The sequence below is a fragment of the Providencia sp. PROV175 genome (assembly GCF_032707045.1).
GTDB classification, from domain to species: domain Bacteria; phylum Pseudomonadota; class Gammaproteobacteria; order Enterobacterales; family Enterobacteriaceae; genus Providencia; species Providencia hangzhouensis.
Genome location: NZ_CP120533.1, coordinates 3,436,785 through 3,459,654 on the forward strand (window position 1 = coordinate 3,436,785; position 22,870 = coordinate 3,459,654).

At 40.5% G+C, this 22,870-nt stretch carries 23 protein-coding genes; 20 read left to right on the top strand and 3 right to left on the bottom strand.

The genetic code is table 11. The annotated features are described in order from the left end of the window. Positions 1 to 3 precede the first annotated feature (3 nt). The 3 genes from lptE to nadD are packed head-to-tail and all read left to right on the top strand — an operon-like array spanning position 4 to position 2,232. Positions 4 to 543, top strand: coding sequence for an LPS assembly lipoprotein LptE (gene lptE / locus P3L44_RS15605; protein WP_036957952.1), 540 nt, complete (start codon positions 4 to 6; stop codon positions 541 to 543). Next, positions 543 to 1,574, top strand: coding sequence for a DNA polymerase III subunit delta (gene holA / locus P3L44_RS15610; RefSeq protein WP_140172813.1), 1,032 nt, complete (start codon positions 543 to 545; stop codon positions 1,572 to 1,574). Before lptE ends, holA begins: the two co-directional genes overlap by 1 nt. After that, positions 1,567 to 2,232 (top strand): nicotinate-nucleotide adenylyltransferase, encoded by a 666-nt coding sequence (gene nadD, locus P3L44_RS15615; RefSeq protein WP_272662565.1) that lies wholly within the window; start codon positions 1,567 to 1,569, stop codon positions 2,230 to 2,232. Before holA ends, nadD begins: the two co-directional genes overlap by 8 nt. Here nadD and P3L44_RS15620 read toward each other — a convergent pair. Continuing rightward, positions 2,223 to 2,945: a YbgA family protein gene (locus P3L44_RS15620; RefSeq protein WP_094961797.1), complete on the bottom strand. Its 723-nt coding sequence runs from the start codon at positions 2,943 to 2,945 to the stop codon at positions 2,223 to 2,225. The two genes, nadD and P3L44_RS15620, sit on opposite strands and share 10 nt — an antisense overlap. Before the next feature lie 263 nt (positions 2,946 to 3,208). Here P3L44_RS15620 and rsfS point away from each other — a divergent pair, with 263 nt between their 5' ends. The 9 genes from rsfS to lipA all read left to right on the top strand — a co-directional run bounded on the left by rsfS (position 3,209) and on the right by lipA (position 11,800). Continuing rightward, positions 3,209 to 3,535: a ribosome silencing factor gene (gene rsfS / locus P3L44_RS15625; RefSeq protein ID WP_004257063.1), complete on the top strand. Its 327-nt coding sequence runs from the start codon at positions 3,209 to 3,211 to the stop codon at positions 3,533 to 3,535. 2 nt (positions 3,536 to 3,537) lie between these two features. Next, positions 3,538 to 4,008 carry a 23S rRNA (pseudouridine(1915)-N(3))-methyltransferase RlmH gene (gene rlmH, locus P3L44_RS15630; RefSeq protein ID WP_036957956.1) on the top strand — a complete coding sequence of 157 codons (471 nt, stop codon included), beginning with the start codon at positions 3,538 to 3,540 and terminating at the stop codon, positions 4,006 to 4,008. 32 nt (positions 4,009 to 4,040) lie between these two features. Beyond that, positions 4,041 to 5,930 (top strand): peptidoglycan DD-transpeptidase MrdA, encoded by a 1,890-nt coding sequence (gene mrdA / locus P3L44_RS15635; RefSeq protein WP_272662567.1) that lies wholly within the window; start codon positions 4,041 to 4,043, stop codon positions 5,928 to 5,930. A 37-nt stretch (positions 5,931 to 5,967) separates the two neighbouring features. Then, positions 5,968 to 7,080: a peptidoglycan glycosyltransferase MrdB gene (mrdB, locus tag P3L44_RS15640; protein ID WP_004257071.1), complete on the top strand. Its 1,113-nt coding sequence runs from the start codon at positions 5,968 to 5,970 to the stop codon at positions 7,078 to 7,080. A gap of 13 nt (positions 7,081 to 7,093) precedes the next feature. Further along, positions 7,094 to 8,068, top strand: coding sequence for an endolytic peptidoglycan transglycosylase RlpA (gene rlpA, locus P3L44_RS15645; protein WP_036957957.1), 975 nt, complete (start codon positions 7,094 to 7,096; stop codon positions 8,066 to 8,068). 172 nt (positions 8,069 to 8,240) lie between these two features. Further along, on the top strand, positions 8,241 to 9,452 hold the full coding sequence (gene dacA, locus P3L44_RS15650) for a D-alanyl-D-alanine carboxypeptidase DacA (protein ID WP_094961795.1): 1,212 nt from the start codon (positions 8,241 to 8,243) through the stop codon (positions 9,450 to 9,452). 150 nt (positions 9,453 to 9,602) lie between these two features. Beyond that, positions 9,603 to 9,866 carry a DUF493 family protein YbeD gene (gene ybeD / locus P3L44_RS15655; protein WP_004257083.1) on the top strand — a complete coding sequence of 88 codons (264 nt, stop codon included), beginning with the start codon at positions 9,603 to 9,605 and terminating at the stop codon, positions 9,864 to 9,866. Between the two features lie 230 nt (positions 9,867 to 10,096). Further along, positions 10,097 to 10,711, top strand: coding sequence for a lipoyl(octanoyl) transferase LipB (gene lipB / locus P3L44_RS15660; RefSeq protein ID WP_410480064.1), 615 nt, complete (start codon positions 10,097 to 10,099; stop codon positions 10,709 to 10,711). 123 nt (positions 10,712 to 10,834) lie between these two features. Then, positions 10,835 to 11,800 (top strand): lipoyl synthase, encoded by a 966-nt coding sequence (gene lipA, locus P3L44_RS15665; RefSeq protein ID WP_004257088.1) that lies wholly within the window; start codon positions 10,835 to 10,837, stop codon positions 11,798 to 11,800. A 143-nt stretch (positions 11,801 to 11,943) separates the two neighbouring features. On the opposite strand, the gene cspE is transcribed toward lipA, so the two are convergent. Continuing rightward, positions 11,944 to 12,153, bottom strand: a complete 210-nt coding sequence (gene cspE, locus P3L44_RS15670; protein ID WP_004257099.1) for a transcription antiterminator/RNA stability regulator CspE — start codon at positions 12,151 to 12,153, stop codon at positions 11,944 to 11,946. Between the two features lie 216 nt (positions 12,154 to 12,369). Then, positions 12,370 to 12,828 (bottom strand): methylated-DNA--[protein]-cysteine S-methyltransferase, encoded by a 459-nt coding sequence (locus P3L44_RS15675; protein ID WP_004257101.1) that lies wholly within the window; start codon positions 12,826 to 12,828, stop codon positions 12,370 to 12,372. A 288-nt stretch (positions 12,829 to 13,116) separates the two neighbouring features. Between P3L44_RS15675 and nrdH the strand changes: the two genes are divergently transcribed. From nrdH to P3L44_RS15715, 8 genes are all read left to right on the top strand, one after another. Then, the gene (gene nrdH, locus P3L44_RS15680) at positions 13,117 to 13,344 is read left to right on the top strand and encodes a glutaredoxin-like protein NrdH (protein WP_140172817.1); all 228 of its coding nucleotides are present in this window, start codon (positions 13,117 to 13,119) and stop codon (positions 13,342 to 13,344) included. Between the two features lie 8 nt (positions 13,345 to 13,352). Beyond that, positions 13,353 to 13,766 carry a class Ib ribonucleoside-diphosphate reductase assembly flavoprotein NrdI gene (nrdI, locus tag P3L44_RS15685; protein WP_140172819.1) on the top strand — a complete coding sequence of 138 codons (414 nt, stop codon included), beginning with the start codon at positions 13,353 to 13,355 and terminating at the stop codon, positions 13,764 to 13,766. Positions 13,767 to 13,777: 11 nt separating this feature from the next. Continuing rightward, on the top strand, positions 13,778 to 15,910 hold the full coding sequence (gene nrdE / locus P3L44_RS15690; RefSeq protein WP_004257107.1) for a class 1b ribonucleoside-diphosphate reductase subunit alpha: 2,133 nt from the start codon (positions 13,778 to 13,780) through the stop codon (positions 15,908 to 15,910). Between the two features lie 12 nt (positions 15,911 to 15,922). Further along, positions 15,923 to 16,894 carry a class 1b ribonucleoside-diphosphate reductase subunit beta gene (gene nrdF / locus P3L44_RS15695; protein ID WP_272662569.1) on the top strand — a complete coding sequence of 324 codons (972 nt, stop codon included), beginning with the start codon at positions 15,923 to 15,925 and terminating at the stop codon, positions 16,892 to 16,894. A 727-nt stretch (positions 16,895 to 17,621) separates the two neighbouring features. Then, positions 17,622 to 18,821 carry a glycine betaine/L-proline ABC transporter ATP-binding protein ProV gene (proV, locus tag P3L44_RS15700; protein ID WP_004257111.1) on the top strand — a complete coding sequence of 400 codons (1,200 nt, stop codon included), beginning with the start codon at positions 17,622 to 17,624 and terminating at the stop codon, positions 18,819 to 18,821. Further along, positions 18,814 to 19,989: a glycine betaine/L-proline ABC transporter permease ProW gene (gene proW / locus P3L44_RS15705; RefSeq protein ID WP_272662570.1), complete on the top strand. Its 1,176-nt coding sequence runs from the start codon at positions 18,814 to 18,816 to the stop codon at positions 19,987 to 19,989. The genes proV and proW overlap by 8 nt, the downstream gene beginning before the upstream one ends. 102 nt (positions 19,990 to 20,091) lie before the next feature. Then, on the top strand, positions 20,092 to 21,087 hold the full coding sequence (gene proX / locus P3L44_RS15710) for a glycine betaine/L-proline ABC transporter substrate-binding protein ProX (protein ID WP_004257119.1): 996 nt from the start codon (positions 20,092 to 20,094) through the stop codon (positions 21,085 to 21,087). 131 nt (positions 21,088 to 21,218) lie between these two features. Continuing rightward, positions 21,219 to 22,418, top strand: coding sequence for an MFS transporter (locus P3L44_RS15715; protein WP_272662571.1), 1,200 nt, complete (start codon positions 21,219 to 21,221; stop codon positions 22,416 to 22,418). Positions 22,419 to 22,870 lie beyond the last annotated feature (452 nt).

Sequence of the window (22,870 nt, forward strand, 5' to 3'; positions counted from 1 at the left end):
CAGGTGCGTTATCTGATAACTTTATTTTTGAGCCTGGCGGTGCTAGTCACCGCAGGTTGCGGTTTTCGTCTTCAAGGAACAACTCAAATTCCTGAGGAACTGAGAACTTTGCAGCTAAGTTCAAGTGATCCATATAGCTACCTTACAAGGGCGCTTAGGGAACAACTGCGGCTCAATAATGTGACCATTCTCGAAACTGGAAGAGCCGGTGTTCCCATTTTGAAAGTTCTGAGTTCTAATGAAAACACTGAAACTGTGTCCGTTTATCAAGATGGTAAAGCGGCAGAGAAACAATTAACACTGGTAATGAATGTGCAAGTGTTAATGCCTGATGGTGCTATCTATCCTTTACAAAGCCGTGTTGAACGCACTTTCTTCGACAACCCTTTAGAAGCACTGGCGAAAGATGCTGAAAAAGAAATTGTAAGGCAAGAAATGCAAGAACAAGCTGCACGCAATATCGTGCGTAAATTATTGCTTGTTCATTCAGCAGAACTTGAAAAAGCAAAAAACCAAGCGGCTGATACGAATACTCAACCATAATGACGCGTATCTACCCTGAACAGCTGGCCTCTTCGTTACAAGAGTCTCTAAGAGGCCGCTATTTAATTTGGGGCAATGAGCCCCTTCTTCTTCAAGAAAGCCAAGATGCCATCCGCAAAGCGGCACAAGAGCAAGGCTTTGAAGAGCATTTTTCGTTTTCTCTAGAGCAACATACTGATTGGGATGAGATTTTTAGCCTTTGCCAAGCTCTCAGCCTATTTGCTAGCCGTCAAACTCTCACGCTGTTATTGCCTGAAAATGGCCCTAACGCTGCCATGGCTGAAAAGCTGAACCAACTGGCGCAATTACTGCATTCAGATCTCCTGCTTGTGTTACGTGGTCATAAGCTCACTAAAGCACAAGAAAACAGTGCTTGGTTTAAAGCAATTAGCCAAGATGCTATTTATATCAGCTGCCTAACGCCTGAATATCAGCGGTTACCACAATGGGTTTCTAAACGCGCCTACAGTATGCGGCTTTCTTTAGAAACCGAAGCTAACCGACTACTTTGCTATTGTTATGAAGGGAATTTACTTGGTTTAGCGCAAGCACTTGAGCGGCTGTCTCTTCTTTATCCAGATGGTAAACTCACCTATCCTCGGGTTGAGAGTGCCGTTAATGACTCTGCGCATTTTACTCCCTACCATTGGGTTGATGCCCTATTGGCGGGTAAATCCCGCCGTTCATGGCATATTTTAGAGCAATTGCAGCAAGAAGATATTGAGCCTGTTATTTTATTGCGATCAATCCAACGCGATCTAATGTTGCTTATTACATTAAAACGCCAGTCTGCAACAACCGCGTTAAAGACATTATTTGATCAACACAAAGTGTGGCAAAACCGCCGAGGTGTGCTCACGGAAGCCTTACAACGTTTAACATTGCATCAATTACAATCTGCATTAATGTTATTAACGCAAGCAGAAATCAATATTAAACAAGATTTTAGCCATTCTCCATGGCCTGACCTGCAGTCACTGTCTATGCTATTATGTGGTAAAGCATTTGCAGAGAATTTTATTCATGAGTAACTCATTTTCAAAACAACATAACTTGCTCGCATTATTCGGTGGGACGTTCGACCCCATTCACTTTGGCCATTTACGTCCAGTGCAAGCACTTGCTCAACAAGTTGGGCTCGAAAAAGTTATCTTGTTACCTAACCACGTTCCCCCCCATCGCCCACAACCAGAAGCGACGCCATCACAACGTTTAGAAATGGTGAAACTCGCAATTCAAAATGCGCCTTTATTTGCTATCGATACACGTGAATTAGAGAAAAATAGCCCTTCTTACACGATAGAAACACTGGTTGAATTACGCCAAGAAATTGGGCCAGAAAAACCTCTGGCGTTTATTATTGGTCAAGATTCCTTATTGTCGATTAATAAATGGCACGGCTGGGAGCGGATACTTGATAACTGCCATTTATTGGTTTGTTCCCGACCGGGATATGCCACACAGTTTGCCGATCCTAAAATGCAAAACTGGCTGTTAGAACATCAAACAACAGACCCTATTGCCTTAAACCAAGTGGCGAATGGGTATATTTTTATTGGAGATACTCCACTGGTAAATATCTCAGCAACAGAGATCCGCGAAAAATTAAATTCAGGCGACTCTTGTCACGATTTAATTCCAGATGCAGTTCTGCAATATATTCATCAACATCACCTTTATCAGCAATAAGGGAGCTCCCTTATTGAACAACTATTCGGATATGGCTCAAAAATGACTTGCTCTATTAAATAGTTGTCTGGGTATTGAATAAGCAATTGTTTCATCATCTCTAACGGCCTGTTTAACGGTAAATTCCCCGCTAAATAGTCGTTAATCAGCCATAATAAGCGTTTTTTCTCATCCTTCGTGGCTTTGTGTTTGAAATAACCTTGCATATGGCTCAGCGCATTAACTTCCGTATTTCTTGCAGGCACTGTCGCCAATATTTCCATTAAACAAGCTTTATATTGATTAAAAAAACACACGAGGTCGGTACTGCTTTTAATACTCGCCACTAAACGCCCTGTATACTGATAGCCAACAGGGGAATACGCCATGATGAGATATTTGTGGCAGCTATGAAATTGAATAATGTTGTGATGTGTTAACTCGTTGTATAAGCCATCTAACCTTTGTAACGTATACAATTTCGTCAAAAAGCAGTCCCAGAACGTTGTATCTTGTAGTTTATTACTGGTTAATATTGGAATGTTAGCAGGGAATAGCCCCTGTAATTCAGGGAGTTGCTGCCCAAAGCAAATAATACCATTAACTTTGTTTTGCCTGTCCTCATGGGAAAAATCCGTGATAAATTCAACCATGGAACTCACTTGTCGATGAATATTAACAGGAAGATGATTAATCCCTTCAAATATAAAAACTTTTGGCTTAATTATTTGCATAATACCTATCTCATCCTAAAATGTTTTTCAGGAGTACAGTTTCTAGAGTTATTTTGTAAAGTTAACACAAACTTCTTGCTCAAATGTACGGATATCCCTATAAATTTCACTCCACAATGAATAAAAAATAATTTAGCCGATTTTTCTTAAAATCTAGGGTAAAATAACAAGGCTGTTAATGTGTTTGATTCGTTATCAGCCATTATTTTATCTACAAACTACAAACAGTGTTTAACGTGATATTCTGTTTATTTGAATAAAAGGTGAACCTTTTGCAAGGAACTGAACTCCAACAATTTATTATCGATCAGCTTGATGATGCTAAAGCAGAAGATATCATTACTATCGATGTTCAAGGGAAATCAAGTATTACCGATCAGATGATCATCTGTACAGGGACATCAAGCCGCCATTTGATGTCAGTCGCTGACAGATTAATCGAAGCTTGCCGCAAAAATGGTTTAATGCCATTGGGTGTTGAAGGGCAAGGCATTTCTGATTGGATTGTCGTCGACCTTGGCGATGCCATTGTTCATATTATGCAAGAAGAAAGTCGTCGTATGTATGAATTAGAAAAGCTTTGGAGCTGAGTTTGAAATTACAGCTCATCGCCGTTGGAACAAAAATGCCGGACTGGGTCCAGACCGGCTTTATGGATTACCTCCACCGTTTTCCTAAAGATATGCCATTTGAATTAACGGAAATTCCAGCAGGAAAACGCGGGAAAAATGCAGATATAAAGCGCATTCTAGAAAAAGAAGGCGAATTAATGCTCGCAGCTGTAGGTAAAGGAAATCGCATCGTCACTTTGGATATTCCAGGGGATCGTTGGGATACCCCAAAACTTGCCGTACAGCTCGATAAATGGAAACAAGATGGCCGTAATGTTAGTTTATTAATCGGTGGTCCCGAGGGTCTTTCACCCGCTTGCAAAGCAGCCGCGGAGCAAAGCTGGTCGCTTTCACCGCTTACGCTGCCCCATCCACTGGTTCGTGTCCTTGTTGCTGAAAGTCTTTATCGCGCATGGAGTATTACGACTAACCACCCTTATCACAGGGAATAGTCAGGTTTAAATATGTTCAAAATGGCAATGGGATGAAAACACAACGCACCCCTTTTCGCGACCATACCGCTGAATCAGTTTTGTTTATCCGCCGAGCGCTTATCGCCTTCGGTGTGATTGTCATTTTAACGTCTATTCTTGTGACGAATTTGTATCACTTACAAATTGTCCGTCATGAAGATTACCAAACGCGGTCAAACGATAACAGAATCAAATTGGTGCCTATTGCACCAAGCCGTGGGATTATTTATGACCGCCGAGGAACCCAACTCGCACTTAATAGCACGTTTTACCAGTTAGAAATCGTGCCCGAAAAAGTCAGTAATCTACAAGAAACCTTAGATAATCTTCGTAGTGTGGTCGATTTAACTGACGAAGACATCACTAATTTTGAAAAAGAGCGTAAGCGCTCACGTCGGTTTACCTCTATTGCACTAAAAACACAGCTTAACGAAGTCCAAGTCGCTCGTTTTGCTGTTAACCAGTACCGTTTTCCTGGTTTAGAGGTCAAAAGCTACCAACGTCGTTCTTACCCATACGGTTCTGCACTAACCCATGTGATTGGCTATGTGGCAAAAATTAATGACAAAGATGTTGAACGTCTTGATAAAGAAGGTTTATTACCCAATTATGCCGCTAGCCACGATATCGGTAAATTAGGTATTGAGCGTTATTATGAAGATGTCTTACACGGTAAAACCGGCTATGAAGAAGTGGAAGTGAATAGCCGCGGTCGTGTTATTCGCCAACTTCATGAACAACCACCGCAAGCTGGTCGGGATATCTACCTTACCATTGATCTCGAATTACAGATTTATATCGAAAAACTGTTAACCACTAGCCGTGCTGCCGTTGTGGTCACTGACCCACGTAATGGCGAAATTTTGGCTCTGGTGTCTAATCCAAGTTATGACTCTAACTTGTTTGTTAACGGTATCTCAAATAAAGATTATCAAGCGTTATTAAATAACCCTGATAGGCCGTTGATTAACCGGACAACTCAAGGGCTTTACCCCCCTGCATCAACAGTAAAACCCTTTATTTCTGTCGCCGCATTGAGTGAAAAAGTAATCACGCCAAATACGACTATTTTTGATCCTGGTTGGTGGCAATTACCGGGTTCAGAAAAACGCTACCGCGACTGGAAGCGTTGGGGACACGGTAAACTTAACGTATCGAAATCCATTATTGAATCTGCGGATACCTTCTTCTACCAAGTCGCTTATGATATGGGAATTGATCGTATTTCTGAATGGATGAGCCGTTTTGGTTTTGGCGATTATACGGGTATTGACCTGGCTGAAGAGCGTTCTGGCATAATGCCAACCCGTGAATGGAAACAAAAACGCTATAAAAAACCTTGGTATCAAGGTGATACGATCCCTGTTGGGATAGGACAAGGCTATTGGACAGCAACTCCAATTCAAATGTCAAAAGCATTGATGACATTAATAAATGATGGCCAAGTTAAGACCCCTCATTTACTCTACGGCACAAAGTTGGGTAATGCCATGGTGCCTTATGAAGACAAAGAAACCAAACAAATCGGCGATATTAACTCAGGTTTTTGGGAACTAGCTAAGCATGGAATGTACGGTGTAGCCAATGCCCCGAATGGTACTGGCCGCCGTAGTTTCATTGGTACACCATATAAAGCAGCTGCGAAATCCGGTACCGCACAAGTCTTCAGCTATGAAACCTATAACGCCAGTAAGCTGGCAGAGCACTTGCGCGACCACAAGTTAATGATTGCTTATGCTCCGTATGATAAACCCACTATTGCCGTTGCGATTATTTTAGAAAATGGGGGCGTAGGCCCAGCAGTCGGTGATATTGTGCGGCAAATATTTGACCACGTTCTTCTTGGTGATAACCGAACCGAAGTCGCAGTGTCAGCAACCAATGCAGGAGAAGATCGCTGATGCGCAATTCTATGAATAACAATGAGCTATAAAGAATATGACAGACGATAAGAAAAAAATTTCGTTATCCACACGTCTGCATATAGATGTGCCTATGCTGCTAATTATTATCGCGTTGCTTGCATACAGCGCATTTATTATGTGGAGTGCCAGCGGCCAAGATCCTGAAATGATGGAGCGTAAATTAGGGCAGATAGCGACAGGCTTCGTCGTCATGATAGTGATGGCGCAGATCCCCCCTAGAATGTATGAAAATTGGGCACCTCACCTGTTTATCTTCTGCGTTATTTTACTGGTTTTTGTTGATGTCTTTGGGCAGATAAGTAAAGGGGCTCAGCGTTGGCTAGACTTAGGGTTCATTCGGTTCCAACCCTCTGAAATTGCAAAAATTGCCGTCCCTTTAATGGTCGCTCGTTTTATGAACCGAGACCTATGCCCTCCTTCATTCAAAAATACCGTAATTGCACTAGTATTGATTTTTGTACCCACATTATTGGTGGCGGCGCAACCAGACCTTGGTACTTCAATTTTAGTTGCAGCTTCAGGCTTGTTCGTTTTGTTCCTTGCAGGGATGAGTTGGCGGCTTATTACTGTTGCAGCGATTGCGCTCGCGGCCTTCATTCCCCTGCTGTGGTTCTTTTTAATGCATGGCTACCAAAGAGCCCGTGTCATGATGTTATTAGACCCAGAAACTGACCCATTAGGGGCTGGTTACCATATTATCCAGTCAAAAATTGCAATTGGTTCTGGTGGGTTAATGGGGAAAGGTTGGCTACATGGCACTCAATCACAGCTTGAATTTTTGCCAGAAAGACATACCGACTTTATTTTTGCTGTGTTAGCAGAGGAACTTGGCTTAGTTGGGGTGCTCATTTTACTTGGCCTATACCTTTTACTGATTATTCGCGGGCTTTATATTGCTGCTAGCGCACAAAACACCTTTGGTCGAGTTATGGTTGGCGGCTTGATCTTAATCCTTTTTGTCTATGTATTTGTGAATATCGGTATGGTCAGTGGTATATTACCTGTGGTTGGTGTCCCCCTCCCTTTAGTGAGTTATGGGGGCTCCGCATTGATTGTTTTAATGGCTGGATTCGGTATTATCATGTCGATACATACACACCGAAAATTCCTTTCTAAAAGTTTATAAAATGAGGCTTAGTATGCGTTTACAATGGATAATGCTTGGCGTCACAGCCGCGCTACTCAGTGGCTGTGTGACAGATGAAGTTAAACAACCAGCCCAAGTGCCAACCAATGTACCCACTCAAGATGTATTAGGTGCAGAGCCTCATTATGAGCCGTACCATCCAACCGCAAATAATGATTACTCACGTAATGGTCAACAATACCAAATCGTACGTGACCCATCACAATTTAGCCAAGTGGGTTATGCATCCATTTATGGTGCTGAGTCTGCAGGTAATATGACTGCGATTGGGGAACGCGTTAACCCAGTGGAATTAACAGCGGCTCACCCGACTTTGCCAATCCCAAGTTATGTACGTATCACCAATATGATGAATGGCCGCATGATGGTTGTTCGTGTTAATGACCGCGGGCCTTATGTTCCAGGTAAAAGTATTGCTGTTTCAAGAGCTACCGCTGACCGCCTGAATTTAATGCCTACGACAAAAATTAAAATTGATGCCATTCAAGTTGCCCAAGATGGCTCCTTATCAGGGACAGGAACAGTAGGTTCTAACTTTGTGAAACAGAGCTATGCTTTACCGGGACGCCCACAATTAGGTTCTGGCCCAATGGGCACCCCTGTGATGGAAAACTTGCCAACTCCAGAAAATACATTGCCAGTTCAGCAGCCCAAAGAACCGATGCAGCCTACTATGCCAGACATGAACCTGCAAACACCAACACCGCCACCTGCAGCCGTTGTAGCTGAAGAACCGGTTCCAGAGCGTGGTTTTCTTGTTCAAGCTGGTGCCATTAGTAGCCAAGCCAACGCGCAAAATATGCTGAATGAGTTGAAAACACAATTTAATGTTCCAGGCCGTCTACAACCCTATAATGGTATTTACCGAGTACAGCTAGGGCCATTTAGTACAAGGCAACAAGCTGTTGAGGTTCAAGGCCGTTTACAGTCTGAAAAAAACCAATCGTCAATGGTCGTTGCACCATAGAGCTATGTAACTTTAGGTTGCTCAATCATATTTTGGGCAACCTAAATACAGGCAATATTCAACTGACAAAAAAATCATTGGTACAGCGCAAAAGTCACTTTTTCCTTATCCCGTTCTTTTGCTAAACTGCGCCTCCTTGTGTTAACCGAATTTCGGATGTAATGGTAAAACCATGAATAATGTCGCTCCATCACGCATCGTGCGTCATACTGTGCTGGGTTCCGCACTCCTTCTTATGACTGCTAACATTGCGAACGCTAATGAAACCTTCCCAAATACATCAATTCCTGCAGCACCCGCTATTGATGCTGAAGCTTATATCTTAATTGATTATAATTCAGGCAAAGTTCTCGCCGAAAGTAATGCTGACCAACGTCGTGATCCTGCAAGTTTGACAAAAATGATGACCAGCTATGTTATCGGTCAGGCAATTAAGTCAGGCAAAATTGGTGAAAATGATATTGTCACGGTTGGAAATGATGCGTGGGCTACTGGTAACCCAGTATTTAAAGGCTCATCATTGATGTTCTTAAAACCAGGCGATCGTGTTAGCGTTTCTCAGTTAACTCGTGGCATTAACTTGCAATCAGGTAATGATGCCTGTGTTGCAATGGCCGACTATATTGCGGGTGACCAAGCCAACTTTGTTCAGCTAATGAATGGTTACGTGAACAAATTAGGGTTGAAAAATACCCATTTTCAAACTGTTCATGGGTTAGATGCTGAGGGCCAATATAGTTCAGCACGTGATATGGCTCTTATTGGGCAAGCGCTAGTACGTGATGTGCCTGAAGAATACGCAATTTATAAAGAGAAAGAGTTTACCTTTAACAACATCCGTCAAACAAACCGCAATGGGCTGTTGTGGGATAAGAGCTTAGCTGTTGATGGCATCAAAACAGGCCATACTAATGCCGCGGGCTATAACCTTGTCGCATCAGCAACTGAAGGTGACATGCGCCTGATCTCCGTTGTTATGGGGGGGAAAAGTAGCAAAGGCCGTGATGCCGAAAGTAAAAAATTACTCACTTACGGTTTCCGCTTTTATGAAACCGTTAAACCATTACAAGCCAATGTGGATTTTGCCAGTGTGCCAGTCTGGTTTGGTGATGAAAATGAAGTAAAATTAGGTGTGACCGAAGATTTATACCTCACTATCCCACGAGGCCGCTTAAAAGATTTAAAAGCCAGCTATGAATTAACGACAACTGAACTAGAAGCACCATTAACCAAAGGCCAACAAGTAGGGACAATTAGCTTCCAACTTGATGGTAAAATCATCGAACAGCACCCTTTAGCAGTGTTAAAAGATGTTGAAGAAGGTGGTTTTTTCAGTCGGTTAATTGACTACATAAAATTACTCTTTCATCGCTGGTTTGGTTAAGACTTGAAACTAAAATAAGTCGTCCCCATATAGTAAATATCGAAATAGATAAGTACCGAAATGTTTGTTGGATGAATACATCTCATTGGCTGGTTTAATACCAGCCAATCTTTTTCAGCCAGCAGCCCAATTTAAAAATTAGGAGTGCCCATGAAAACGAAATTAGGTGAACTGCTTGAGTTCCCATGCCCATTAACCTACAAAGTGATGGGCTTGGCACAGCCTGAACTGGTTGATCAAGTGATTGAAGTGGTACAGCGTCATGCGCCAGGTGACTATAGCCCAGACGTAAAACCAAGTAGCAAAGGCAATTATCACTCAGTTTCTATTACTATCAATGCAACTCATATTGAACAAGTTGAAACCTTGTATACTGAGTTAGGTGCATTAGAGTTAGTGAAAGTTGTACTTTAAACAACAAGTTATCAAAGGCCGAATAGTCTACTGTTATTCGGCCTTTTTCATTTTTATGCCCTACGTTAAAATGCAATATATTCACTCCTAAATAACATTTGTTTCCAATCTAAATCACATTTTATGCAAGCATCCAGTCGTATGTTAACTTGAAGTATGGCAAACATAGGCGTTATACTGCCCGCAACGATAAAGACAACGTGGACACCTAAATTTTGTCAGATAGATGTATAACCATACGCCAACTTGGCCTTGCTCCTTATCAAACTGTTTCTGATGCGATGCACCAATTCACAGAACACCGTACGCCAGAAACCCATGATGAAATTTGGCTAGTTGAACATCCTCGCGTATTTACCCAAGGCCAAGCCGGAAAAGCGGAGCACGTTCTTGCCCCTGGTGATATCCCTGTTATCCAAAGTGATAGAGGCGGCCAAGTTACCTATCATGGGCCAGGGCAACAAGTGATGTATGTTATGCTCGATCTAAAACGCAATAAAATTGGTGTTCGTGAGCTAGTTACCGCATTAGAAAATACCATCGTAAATACCCTTGCCCATTTTAATATTGCAGCGTATCCTCGCCCTGATGCTCCCGGTGTCTATGTTAATGGCGACAAAATTTGCTCCCTCGGATTACGCATCAGGAAAGGCTGTTCTTTTCATGGGCTCGCATTGAATATTGATATGGATCTTGAACCCTTTAATCGTATTAATCCTTGTGGTTACAGTGAATTAAAGATGACTCAAATGAGTAATCTTGCTCCCAAAGTATCAGTTTCCGATGTTCAGCCTGTGCTAATTCGCCAATTCTGTGACACACTAGGATTTCATATTGTTCAATAATAATGCTATAATTTTTTAACATTTTTAAAAAATATTTTAATGAATGGATAACAGTCTCCATTCGGTTTTATTTAGAATTATCACTTATCCATCAGCATAAAAGATAACTGGAACCGTCATATTATGAGTAAACCAATTCAGATAGAACGCGGAATTAAATATCGTGACGCCGACAAAATGGCGCTGATCCCTGTCAAAAACGTTGTGACTGAACGAGAAGAAATTCTACGTAAACCTGACTGGATGAAAATTAGGCTTCCTGCTGATTCCACTCGTATTCAAGGCATTAAAGCAGCCATGCGCAAAAATGGCTTACACTCTGTATGTGAAGAGGCATCATGCCCTAACCTTTCTGAGTGTTTTAACCATGGTACCGCGACCTTTATGATTTTGGGGGCTATTTGTACCCGCCGCTGCCCATTCTGTGATGTTGCCCATGGTCGCCCAAATGCACCAGATGCCAACGAACCCGAAAAATTAGCGCAAACTATTAAAGATATGGCGCTACGCTATGTCGTCATTACGTCTGTTGACCGTGATGACCTACGTGATGGCGGAGCACAGCATTTTGCTGATTGCATTAGTGCTATTCGTGAAAAAAGCCCATCAATTAAAATTGAAACGCTGGTTCCTGACTTCCGCGGCCGTATGGATCGCGCATTAGAGATTTTAACCGCAACACCACCTGATGTGTTTAACCATAATCTTGAAAATGTGCCACGTGTTTACCGCCAAGTTCGCCCTGGCGCTAACTATGAATGGTCTTTAAAATTACTCGAAAAATTTAAAGAAGCACATCCAAATATCCCAACTAAATCGGGGTTAATGGTCGGTCTTGGTGAAACCAATGAAGAAATTATCGAGGTTATGCGCGACTTACGTCGTCATGGTGTAACGATGCTTACACTAGGACAATACTTACAACCAAGTCGCCATCACTTACCCGTCAAACGCTATGTCAGCCCTGCTGAGTTCGATGAAATGAAAGAAGAAGCCATGGCAATGGGCTTCACTCACGCAGCCTGTGGACCATTCGTTCGCTCTTCTTATCATGCCGATTTACAAGCTAAAGGCGAAGAAGTTAAATAACCTCAACTGTTTAATTTATAGACAATTTATTGCTGGAAAGGCCTGGTTTATATCAGGCCTTTTTTATTTTTATAAATAAAAAAACTCGCCCTAGATAGCTAGGGCGAGTTTTCAGCTGTTCGTTTTAATCTTAATTATAAAAATTACAGAGGAATAACGTTAGCAGCAGATGGACCTTTAGCACCTTCAGTAATTTCAAATTCCACTTTTTGGCCTTCAGCTAAGGTTTTGAAACCATCGCCCATAATCGCAGAAAAGTGAACAAATACATCTTTGCTACCATCTTCTGGAGTGATAAAACCAAAACCTTTAGATTCGTTGAACCACTTAACGTTACCTTTAACTTTAGACATCAAATATTACCTTTAAAATAAAATAGACACACCATCTGTATCAGGCTCAGTACATCAGATTTCTCAGTTACTTGTCTACAACCTAGATCACGAAAATGGACTAAAAAGATAAAAAAATATTATTTATCGATAGAATAGGTTCTGATTTCGACAATAATTCTTACCAATAGTAATTATTACAACCAATAGTATTACCTATAACTAATTATTTAGTGTTTACTTCTCATGCAAAAGTAACCAATCTTTAATATCTAATCCCCCTGTATACCCCACTAATTTTCCATCATGCCCAAGTACGCGATGACAAGGAACAATTAATGAGATTGGATTACGTGAGTTTGCCATACCGACCGCACGACAATAATTTACGGAGCCTAACTTTAACGCCAAATCTTTATAGCTCCATCGCTCCCCGTAAGGGATCCCACAAAGATGTTTCCACACTTTTTTCTGAAATTCTGTTCCTTGTGGATTTAATGCAACCGTAAAAACGGTTCTTTTATGATTAAAGTATTCCTTTAATTCTTTCACACAAAGCTTGGAGTGCTCATTCTTCGTTTCTTTTTCTGTTTTTTCATCCACAAAATAGAGGCTCGTTATTCCGTCATCATCAGCCGTAATATGTATCCACGGTTTAGGAAATTTATCCGGTGTTGCTAAATATTGATGGTACATAGTATCTCCTCAAAAGGACTCAATTACCTGATTGTATATACAGTTATAGAGTAAATTATTTCCACTTTGCAATGATCTTTTTTCTTAGAGTGTCTATCTGAATCATCCAATACCATACTTTTTTATTTTCAATGTTAATAACCACCTAGCTGATAATTAGAATAATTATCATTCAATATTTTCTATTCACTACATATTGTGTGGTTGATAAGTTAAAAATCTATATATAGTATTTATATGTCACGCACCTTATTTTTACTGCTATTAAACATTCAAAAGGTAAATAACATGGCTAAGATTACCATTTATAGTAAACCTAACTGCGTTCAGTGTAATGCAACTTATCAAGCCTTAGATCGCAAATCTATTTCCTACCAAATCATTGACCTTACTGAAGACAGCCAAGCTCTTGAATTAGTCAGAAAATTAGGCTACCAGCAAGTTCCTGTTGTTATTGCGGGAGACAAACATTGGGCAGGTTTTCGACCAGACATGATTAGCTTATTAGCCGCTTAGGTGGTGTTATGAAAACGGAATCACTCATCTATTTTTCAAGTCGCTCAGGAAATTGCCATCGCTTTATTAAAAAGCTAGGTGTCCCAGCAACGCGGTTGCCTATTGGCAACCACGAAAGTAGCCTAATTGCGACAAGACCTTATGTTTTATTACTGCCGACCTACGGTGGTGGTGGTAGCAAAGGTGCTGTCCCAAAAGAGGTGATCCAATTTCTTAATATTGAAGTCAACCGCACACTTATCCGCGGAGTTATTGCTGCGGGTAATACCAATTTTGGTGATGCCTATGCGATAGCTGGAAATATCATTGCGCAAAAATGCCATGTCCCCTACCTATATCGTTTTGAACTTCTTGGTACTGATAAAGATGTTCAGTCCGTTCAACAAGGCCTAAAAACGTTTTGGCAACGTACAAACAACTAGAGTTATTTCAAATGGATAAAATGCAAAATATATCAGATGTGGATTATCATGCGCTCAATGCGATGTTGAATTTATATGATAATGAAGGCCGTATTCAATTTGATAAAGACAAAGAAGCGGCTCACCACTATTTTCGACAGCATGTGAACCAAAACACCGTATTTTTCCATGATTTAAAAGAAAAATTAGACTTTTTAGTACAAGAAAATTATTACGAAAACAGTGTATTAGAACAATATGACTTTGAATTTATCAAAGCACTATTTAAACAGGCATACGCTCATAAATTCCGTTTTCAAACGTTTCTCGGTGCCTTTAAATATTACACGAGCTATACGCTGAAAACTTTTGATGGCAAACGCTATCTCGAACGCTATGAAGATCGCGTTTGTATGGTTGCTTTAACGCTTGCGCAAGGGAGTGAATCTCTTGCTAAATTGTATGTCGATGAAATTATTACAGGTCGTTTCCAACCTGCAACTCCCACCTTCCTTAACTGCGGTAAAAAACAACGCGGTGAGCTAATCTCTTGTTTTCTTTTAAGAATCGAAGACAACATGGAATCTATTGGCCGCTCTGTGAATTCGGCTTTGCAGCTATCCAAACGAGGTGGCGGAGTCGCCTTTCTAATGACCAATTTGCGGGAACAAGGCGCCCCAATAAAACTGATTGAAAACCAGTCTTCTGGTGTTGTTCCTGTCATGAAAATGTTAGAAGATGCATTTTCTTATGCCAACCAATTAGGTGCAAGGCAAGGCGCCGGTGCCGTCTATTTGCATGCTCATCACCCTGATATTATGCGTTTTCTTGATACTAAGCGTGAAAATGCAGATGAAAAAATACGGATTAAAACACTTTCTTTAGGGGTCGTTATCCCCGATATTACTTTCCAGCTAGCGAAAGATAACCAGGACATGTATTTGTTCTCTCCTTATGATATTGAGCGCATCTATGGGGTTCCTATGTCTGAAATTAGCGTTACAGACAAATACCATGAGATGGTCAATAACAAAGCGATAAAAAAATACAAAATTAATGCTCGGGAATTTTTCCAAACTTTAGCTGAGATTCAGTTTGAATCTGGATATCCGTATATTTTATTTGAAGATACTGCCAACCGAGCTAACCCTATCGCAGGGCGCATAAATATGAGCAATCTTTGCTCAGAAATACTGCAAGTTAATCGCCCTAGCGTTTATGAAGACGATTTGAGCTATCAACAAATTGGTAAAGATATTAGCTGTAATTTAGGCTCCATGAATATTGCTAAAACAATGGATTCACCGGATTTCGCCCAATCAATAGCTGCGGCAGTCAGAGCATTGAGCGCAGTTTCCGATATGAGCGATATTCGCTCTGTCCCTTCCATTGCTGAAGGTAACCGACAATCGCATGCGATTGGGTTAGGTCAAATGAATTTACATGGCTACTTGGCAAGGGAGCATATTTATTACGGCTCAGAAGAAGCGCTCGATTTCACCAATATCTATTTTTATGCGGTCACCTATTACGCATTAAAAACTTCAAACCAATTAGCCATCGAAAGAAAAACTGCATTTGTTGGTTTTGAACATTCAACCTATGCCTCTGGTGATTATTTTGATAAATATATCAACAATATTTGGCTACCAAAAACACAAACCGTTCAGGAATTATTCCGACGTTCGGGTATCGAAATTCCAACTCGTGAAGATTGGCAAGCTTTAAAGCAGTCTGTCATTACCTATGGGATTTATAACCAAAACTTGCAAGCAATACCTCCTACTGGGTCTATTTCTTATATCAATAATTCAACATCAAGCATTCACCCGATTGTTTCACGAATTGAAATTCGTAAAGAAGGTAAAATTGGTCGTGTCTACTACCCTGCTCCTTTCATGACGAATGAAAACTTAGAATATTACCAAGATGCTTACCAAATCGGCCCTGAAAAAATTATTGATACTTATGCCATGGCAACTCAGCACGTTGACCAAGGTTTATCTTTGACTCTATTTTTTAAAGATGATGCCACCACACGAGATATTAACCGAGCGCAAATATATGCCTGGCGAAAAGGAATCAAGACATTGTATTACATCCGATTACGCCAAACTGCCCTCGAAGGAACTGAAGTCGAAGGCTGCGTATCTTGCACTTTGTAATAGGAAAATATTATGACCACCAGCGCATCTAACACACCAGTAAAAGCCATTAACTGGAACCGTATTCAGGATGATAAAGACTTAGAAGTATGGAACCGATTAACAAGCAATTTTTGGCTTCCAGAAAAAGTGCCATTATCTAATGATATTCCGTCTTGGAATACCCTTACTGCTGCAGAAAAACAGTTGACGATACGTGTATTTACTGGTCTTACCCTGCTAGATACGATTCAAAATACGGTCGGTGCACCTTGCTTAATGCCAGATGCTAAAACCCCCCATGAAGAAGCGGTTTTGTCGAATATTAGCTTTATGGAAGCAGTACATGCCCGCTCTTATAGTTCAATATTTTCAACACTCTGCTCAACGGTTGATGTCGATGATGCATACCGCTGGAGTGAAGAAAACAATGCATTACAAAATAAAGCTAAGATCATCCTATCTTATTATTGTGATTCACATCCTTTAAAGAAAAAAATAGCAAGTGTCTTTTTAGAATCATTTCTATTTTATTCAGGTTTTTATTTACCAATGTATTGGTCAAGTAGAGGCAAATTAACCAATACCGCAGATCTTATACGCTTAATTATTCGTGATGAAGCCATACATGGCTATTATATTGGCTATAAATTTCAAAAATCATTAGCACAATATGATGAGAATACTCAGAAAGAAATTAAGGATTTTTCTTTTTCATTATTATTCGATTTATATGAAAATGAAGTAAAATATACACAAGAGCTTTATGACACAGTTGGTTGGTCAGAAGATGTCAAAAAATCCCTTCATTATAATGCGAATAAAGCATTAATGAATTTAGGTTATGAAGCCTTATTTCCTGATACGGTCACCGATGTCAGTGCTGCGATATTATCTGCTTTATCTCCTGATGCAAATGAAAATCATGATTTCTTTTCGGGCTCTGGTTCATCTTATATTATTGGTAAAGCAGTCAGTACCGAAGATGATGACTGGGACTTTTAACCAAAGCTTTAATTTAGCTTATTGATAAACATCATTCACAACAAAAACCATACCATGATGAATTATAATGATTTTATTCATCATGGTATTTTTTGGTTCAAAAAATAGACTGATTCATTCGTTTTTTATATGTATATCTGTTTAATTACTCATTTTTAATGAGTTAATCTGGCCATTAATTTCAATTCAATCAAGTTTCACTTCATTTTTCATTAATTTGATTAATCAATAAGCTATTAAATTCAATTTTTTCATCCATCAGTTCAACATCTATCCACCTAAAAATTAAATAAAATCAGTAGTCCCCATATTAATAAAAGCAAAGTGTATTATTTTTGAATAAATTCAACCTCACCAGTAAGTTAACTTTGATATGGAAATCATAAAAATTATTATCCTATAGCTCAATGACACTTTTATTTATATTAATAAAATCATTTTTCACCTCTAACTTTTTTGATTAATTATACTTAACCTAGGGTTGCCAGCTGATTTTATTATGCTAGGGTTTATTGCTTGCAAATTTTACTAATAACTCAAACGGAGGAATTTGAATTTAATCCATAATTAGCTAATCAATTAAACTAAATACAGGAATCTATGCCCTAATAATTTTCAAAGGATAATCATAGTTAGGAAACATAGTGTTAACTATCACTATAGAATTCATCACTCTCAATACAGGTAATACATTTTCCTTATTGATTGAAAATTGGGTAAATAATATATGGCAATAAAATTACAAGTTAAAAACTTATATAAAATATTTGGGGACAATCCTGATCAAGCATTTAAGCTATTAGAATCAGGTATGAATAAAGATGATATCTTTGAAAAAACAGGCCTAACCGTAGGTGTTCAAGATGTTAATCTGACGATTGAAGAAGGCGAAATCTTTGTTGTCATGGGACTTTCTGGCTCAGGAAAATCTACCTTGGTGCGCCTCCTCAATCGCCTGATAGAACCTACTAGCGGGCAAGTCATGATAGATGGAGAGGATATTTCCAATATCTCTGACAAAGCACTGCGCGAAGTTAGGCGAACAAAAATTAGTATGGTGTTTCAATCCTTTGCATTGATGCCACATATGAACGTCATTGATAACACCGCTTTTGGTATGGAACTTTCTGGTATTCCAAAAGAAGAGCGCCATAAGAAAGCCATGAATGCACTTGAGCAAGTTAATCTTGAAAAATGGGCGAATTCATACCCAGATGAGCTCTCGGGTGGGATGCGTCAGCGTATCGGGTTAGCCAGAGCACTAGCCAATGACCCTGATATTCTGTTAATGGACGAAGCGTTCTCAGCCCTTGACCCATTAATTCGTACTGAAATGCAAGATGAACTGCTCTCCTTACAAGGAGATAAACAACGCACTATTGTCTTTATTTCTCATGATCTTGATGAAGCCATGAGAATTGGTGACCGCATTGCCATTATGCAAGGAGGCGTTGTCGTTCAAGTTGGTACGCCTGATGAAATTCTCAATAATCCAGCGAATGATTATGTTAAGACCTTTTTCCGCGGTGTGGATATCAGCCAAGTATTCAGCGCTAAGGACATCGCGCGTAGGCGGCCAAATGCCCTATTACACATCGCACCGGGTTTTGGTCCCCGTTCCGCGTTAAAAGTCCTTAATGATGAAGATCGCTATCACGGTTATTTAATTTCCCGAGGACATACCTTTGCCGGAGTAGTTTCTGTTGAATCCTTAGAAAAAGCGCTTCACGAAAAAGCAGGTATAGAAGCCGCAATTTTAACTGATATCGAACCAATTCAAGGTGATACATCCTTAAATGAAGTTATTTCTACAGTAGCACAAGCCCCTTGCGCCGTTCCGGTTATTAACGAAAAAAACCGGTATTTAGGCGTGATTTCAAAAGGAATGCTGTTACAAGCGCTGGATAAGGAGACACCAAATGAGTAAGCAAAATCAAGAAACAACGACGAACCAGCAAGATCCATGGGCTGATACTGAAGTCACTGAGACACCAACACAAGGTACTGAAAATACACCAGCTGATGACCCATGGGCAGCGACAAGCTCTAGCGAGACAAATACCTCTGCGGATGATCCTTGGGGCAATGCATCAGACACAACAACACCTGCTGATACCAGTTCGAGTGATTGGCTTGATGCCGCACCGACTGATAGCATCGGGCCCGATCAGTTTAATATTATGGACCCCTTCCAAAACACACTGATCCCCCTTGATTCATGGGTTACGCATGCTATCGATTGGGTTGTTCTCAACTTTCGTCCTGTATTCCAAGGAATACGCGCCCCCATTGATTTCATTCTGAGCGGGTTTGAACAATTTCTTACATCACTACCAGCTCCTGTTGCCATTATTATTTTCGCATTACTCACTTGGCAATTAGCCGGACGCGCAATGGGGGTGGCCACATTTATTTCGATGATAGCCATCGGGGCGATTGGTGCTTGGTCAGAAGCGATGGTGACACTATCTCTAGTGCTCACATCTTTACTGTTTTGTATTGTGATAGGACTACCACTGGGTATTTGGTTGGCACGTAGTGATAGAGCCGCTAAGATTATTCGCCCATTACTTGATGCGATGCAAACCACACCTGCATTCGTCTATTTAGTCCCGATTGTTATGTTATTTGGTATCGGTAATGTACCCGGTGTCGTCGTCACCATTATATTTGCTTTACCGCCAATCATTCGTTTGACCATTTTAGGGATCAAACAAGTCCCAGCTGACTTAATTGAAGCCGCTGAATCATTCGGTGCAAGTCCTCGCCAAATGCTGTTTAAAGTGCAATTGCCATTAGCAATGCCAACCATTATGGCCGGGGTGAACCAAACCTTAATGTTAGCGCTGTCGATGGTCGTTATCGCCTCAATGATTGCCGTCGGAGGCTTAGGCCAGATGGTCTTACGGGGTATTGGTCGCCTTGATATGGGTCTCGCGTCTGTCGGAGGGGTCGGTATTGTTATTCTGGCTATCATCTTAGACCGTTTTACCCAATCTTTAGGGCAAGATACTCGCGGCAAAACATCATGTCGTTGGTATCAAAAAGGCCCTATTGGGCTAGTCATGCGCCCATTTTGTAAAAAAAACCATTAATCAGAACATCCTACATTCACCTAAGTGCCACTCACGTGGCACCTAACTTGGCTCTTAACTTTAAAGCCAAGCTCGCTGCGAAAAAACAGAGGGAACAATATAATGAAACATAAAATCATTCTTGCATCTGCACTAACAGCCATGTTTACCGTCCCATTTGCAGGTGCTAACGACCTGCCAGGTAAAGGGGTAAAAATTAACCCTGTGCAAAGTACGATCAGTGAGGAGACATTCCAAACACTAATTGTTGCGAAAGCCCTTGAAGAACTCGGCTATGATGTCCAACCGATCAAAGAAGTCGACTATAATGTCGCTTACGCATCAATTGCGAACGGTGATGCGACTTACTTAGCCACCAGCTGGGTTCCTTTACATAATGCGCAATATGACGCCGCTGGTGGTGATAATGTGTTCTATCGTCAAGGTAATTATGTTGTCAATGCGGCTCAAGGCTACCTCATCGACAAAAAAACCGCTGAAAAATACAAGATTACCAATGTTGAACAACTCAAAGACCCTAAAATTGCCAAACTCTTTGATTCAAATGGTAATGGTAAAGCTGATTTAACGGGATGTAACCCCGGTTGGGGCTGTGAAGCAGCCATCAATAACCATTTAAAAGCCTATGACTTAGAAAAAACGGTTGACCATAACCAAGGGAACTACGCGGCAATGATGGCAGATACCATTACCCGATATAAAGAAGGTAAGCCTATTTTATATTATACGTGGACGCCTTATTGGATAAGTGATGTCCTCAAGCCGGGCCGTGATGTAGTTTGGTTAGAAGTGCCATTCTCATCAATGCCAAACGGTGAAAAAACAGACACCACATTACCTAACGGAAAAAACTATGGTTTCCCACCAAATACCATGCATATTGTCGCCAATAAAAAATGGGCTGCAGATAACCCTGCTGCAGCAAAATTATTTGAAGTAATGAAACTACCTATTGCCGATATTAATGCGCAAAACTTAAGAATGCATAATGGTGAAGCATCTCAATCGGATATTCAGCGCCACACAAATGCTTGGATCAAAGCCCATCAATCCACTTTTGATGGCTGGGTAAAAGAAGCACAAGAAGCCGCTAAGTAAGTATAAACAGCTCGATTAAGTCACCTTAGCCACCCTAGCCGGTGGCTTTTTTACATCAATGACAAAAAGAAATAAACCAAGGTAATAAATTTTGTTTATAGTAGTCGCCTAGCTAATAATAGGTAATCCTCATGAAACAGCCCCAAACTGCAGAGCTAACAACGGGCCTCACTATTTTAATGGCCATTGCCACAGGTCTTGTCGTTGCCAGTAATTACTATGCTCAACCGCTTTTAGACACCATTGCGGGGCAGTTTAATTTAACCACTAATATGGCTGGGTTTATTGTCACCGCGGCCCAACTGGGCTATGCGGCAGGTTTACTTTTTTTAGTCCCGTTGGGAGATTTGTTTGAACGCAAGCGTTTAATTTTAACGATGACCTTTCTTTCGGCATTAGGGCTATTAATTACAGCGCTTTCAAATAATATTTGGCAAATCCTTTTAGGTACCGCCCTTACTGGACTATTTTCAGTTGTTGCACAAGTCCTGATCCCACTAGCAGCATCTATTGCTAAGCCTCATAAACGCGGTAAAGCGGTAGGAATGATTATGAGTGGGTTATTGCTGGGCATTTTACTTGCAAGAACGGTTTCAGGTGCTGTTGCTATGGTCGGTGGCTGGAGAGCGATCTATTGGGTGGCCTTTGCATTATTGATGCTGTTAATGATTGTTCTAGCCATTAAACTTCCCCGTTACCATCAAAAAACTAACTTAAACTACTTCCAGCTCATTGGTTCTATTGGCCGGTTATTTTTCGGCACTCCAGTGCTTGCGGTACGCGCTTCTCTCGGTGCATTATCATTTGCCAATTTTGGTTTACTGTGGACCGCAATGGCTTTCTTATTAGCCAGTCCGCCATTCAGTTATTCCGAAGGGACTATAGGTTTATTTGGCTTAGTCGGTGCCGCAGGTGCCATTATGGCCTCCCAAGCAGGGCATCTTGTCGATAAAGGCAAAGGAAAGCTCATTACAACTATTGGGTTGGTGTTATTACTATTATCCTGGATACCCATCGGTTTAGCGAAATATTCCCTGGTCGCATTTATCATTGGTATTTTGGTGCTAGACCTTGCAGTACAAGCCGTCCATGTCACCAGTCAGAGTACGTTATATCGAATATTACCTGAAGCTCGTAACCGCCTAACGGCAGGCTATATGACCAGCTATTTCATTGGGGGCGCACTAGGTTCTCTACTTTCAGGCTATGCCTATGAACACGCGGGTTGGGAGGGAGTTGCGATTGCAGGTGCAATCTTAACTACTCTAAGTTTAATTATTTGGGCTATCGGTATTCGCTATGATCCCATCATCACCACAACTGATGACTAAACATAACTGATATCTGTATCAATACATTTTATGATGAAAATTTTCGAGATCACATAAACATATAAAATCTCATAATACATTAAACTTATGTGACTCAATTTTACCCATCAAATCTGTTGAATATTAAATAAATAAACAGTTCATCATAAGGCCAATAATTATCAACTGTAATAGTAAACAAAGTAAATATTAGGGAATGACACAGTTAAACAAATACAATGACTCTATGAAAAGGTAGTATAACTGTTAATAAATCAAATTATTGCTATATCAGATAATGTTTAAATTATACAAAAATAAGTAATTACACCTATCCATTAAAAATATCTATCTAAGTTGTAATTATTGGGTAACAAAAAAAATGGTATTGAGTTAATGTCGTGTGATTATATATTGTTTTGTATGATTGAAATTAACCTTTAATTAAGCATTGGCTTGGTTATTTTATAACC

Excerpts from the sequence above, each read along its gene's own strand:
- holA (WP_140172813.1), top strand. The coding sequence starts at position 543 with ATGACGCGTATCTACCCTGAACAGCTGGCCTCTTCGTTACAAGAGTCT.
- nadD (WP_272662565.1), top strand. The coding sequence starts at position 1,567 with ATGAGTAACTCATTTTCAAAACAACATAACTTGCTCGCATTATTCGGT.
- P3L44_RS15620 (WP_094961797.1), bottom strand. The coding sequence starts at position 2,945 with ATGCAAATAATTAAGCCAAAAGTTTTTATATTTGAAGGGATTAATCAT.
- mrdA (WP_272662567.1), top strand. The coding sequence starts at position 4,041 with ATGAAAACACAACGCACCCCTTTTCGCGACCATACCGCTGAATCAGTT.
- mrdB (WP_004257071.1), top strand. The coding sequence starts at position 5,968 with ATGACAGACGATAAGAAAAAAATTTCGTTATCCACACGTCTGCATATA.
- rlpA (WP_036957957.1), top strand. The coding sequence starts at position 7,094 with ATGCGTTTACAATGGATAATGCTTGGCGTCACAGCCGCGCTACTCAGT.
- dacA (WP_094961795.1), top strand. The coding sequence starts at position 8,241 with ATGAATAATGTCGCTCCATCACGCATCGTGCGTCATACTGTGCTGGGT.
- ybeD (WP_004257083.1), top strand. The coding sequence starts at position 9,603 with ATGAAAACGAAATTAGGTGAACTGCTTGAGTTCCCATGCCCATTAACC.
- lipA (WP_004257088.1), top strand. The coding sequence starts at position 10,835 with ATGAGTAAACCAATTCAGATAGAACGCGGAATTAAATATCGTGACGCC.
- cspE (WP_004257099.1), bottom strand. The coding sequence starts at position 12,153 with ATGTCTAAAGTTAAAGGTAACGTTAAGTGGTTCAACGAATCTAAAGGT.
- P3L44_RS15675 (WP_004257101.1), bottom strand. The coding sequence starts at position 12,828 with ATGTACCATCAATATTTAGCAACACCGGATAAATTTCCTAAACCGTGG.
- nrdH (WP_140172817.1), top strand. The coding sequence starts at position 13,117 with ATGGCTAAGATTACCATTTATAGTAAACCTAACTGCGTTCAGTGTAAT.
- nrdI (WP_140172819.1), top strand. The coding sequence starts at position 13,353 with ATGAAAACGGAATCACTCATCTATTTTTCAAGTCGCTCAGGAAATTGC.
- nrdE (WP_004257107.1), top strand. The coding sequence starts at position 13,778 with ATGGATAAAATGCAAAATATATCAGATGTGGATTATCATGCGCTCAAT.
- nrdF (WP_272662569.1), top strand. The coding sequence starts at position 15,923 with ATGACCACCAGCGCATCTAACACACCAGTAAAAGCCATTAACTGGAAC.
- proV (WP_004257111.1), top strand. The coding sequence starts at position 17,622 with ATGGCAATAAAATTACAAGTTAAAAACTTATATAAAATATTTGGGGAC.
- proW (WP_272662570.1), top strand. The coding sequence starts at position 18,814 with ATGAGTAAGCAAAATCAAGAAACAACGACGAACCAGCAAGATCCATGG.
- proX (WP_004257119.1), top strand. The coding sequence starts at position 20,092 with ATGAAACATAAAATCATTCTTGCATCTGCACTAACAGCCATGTTTACC.
- P3L44_RS15715 (WP_272662571.1), top strand. The coding sequence starts at position 21,219 with ATGAAACAGCCCCAAACTGCAGAGCTAACAACGGGCCTCACTATTTTA.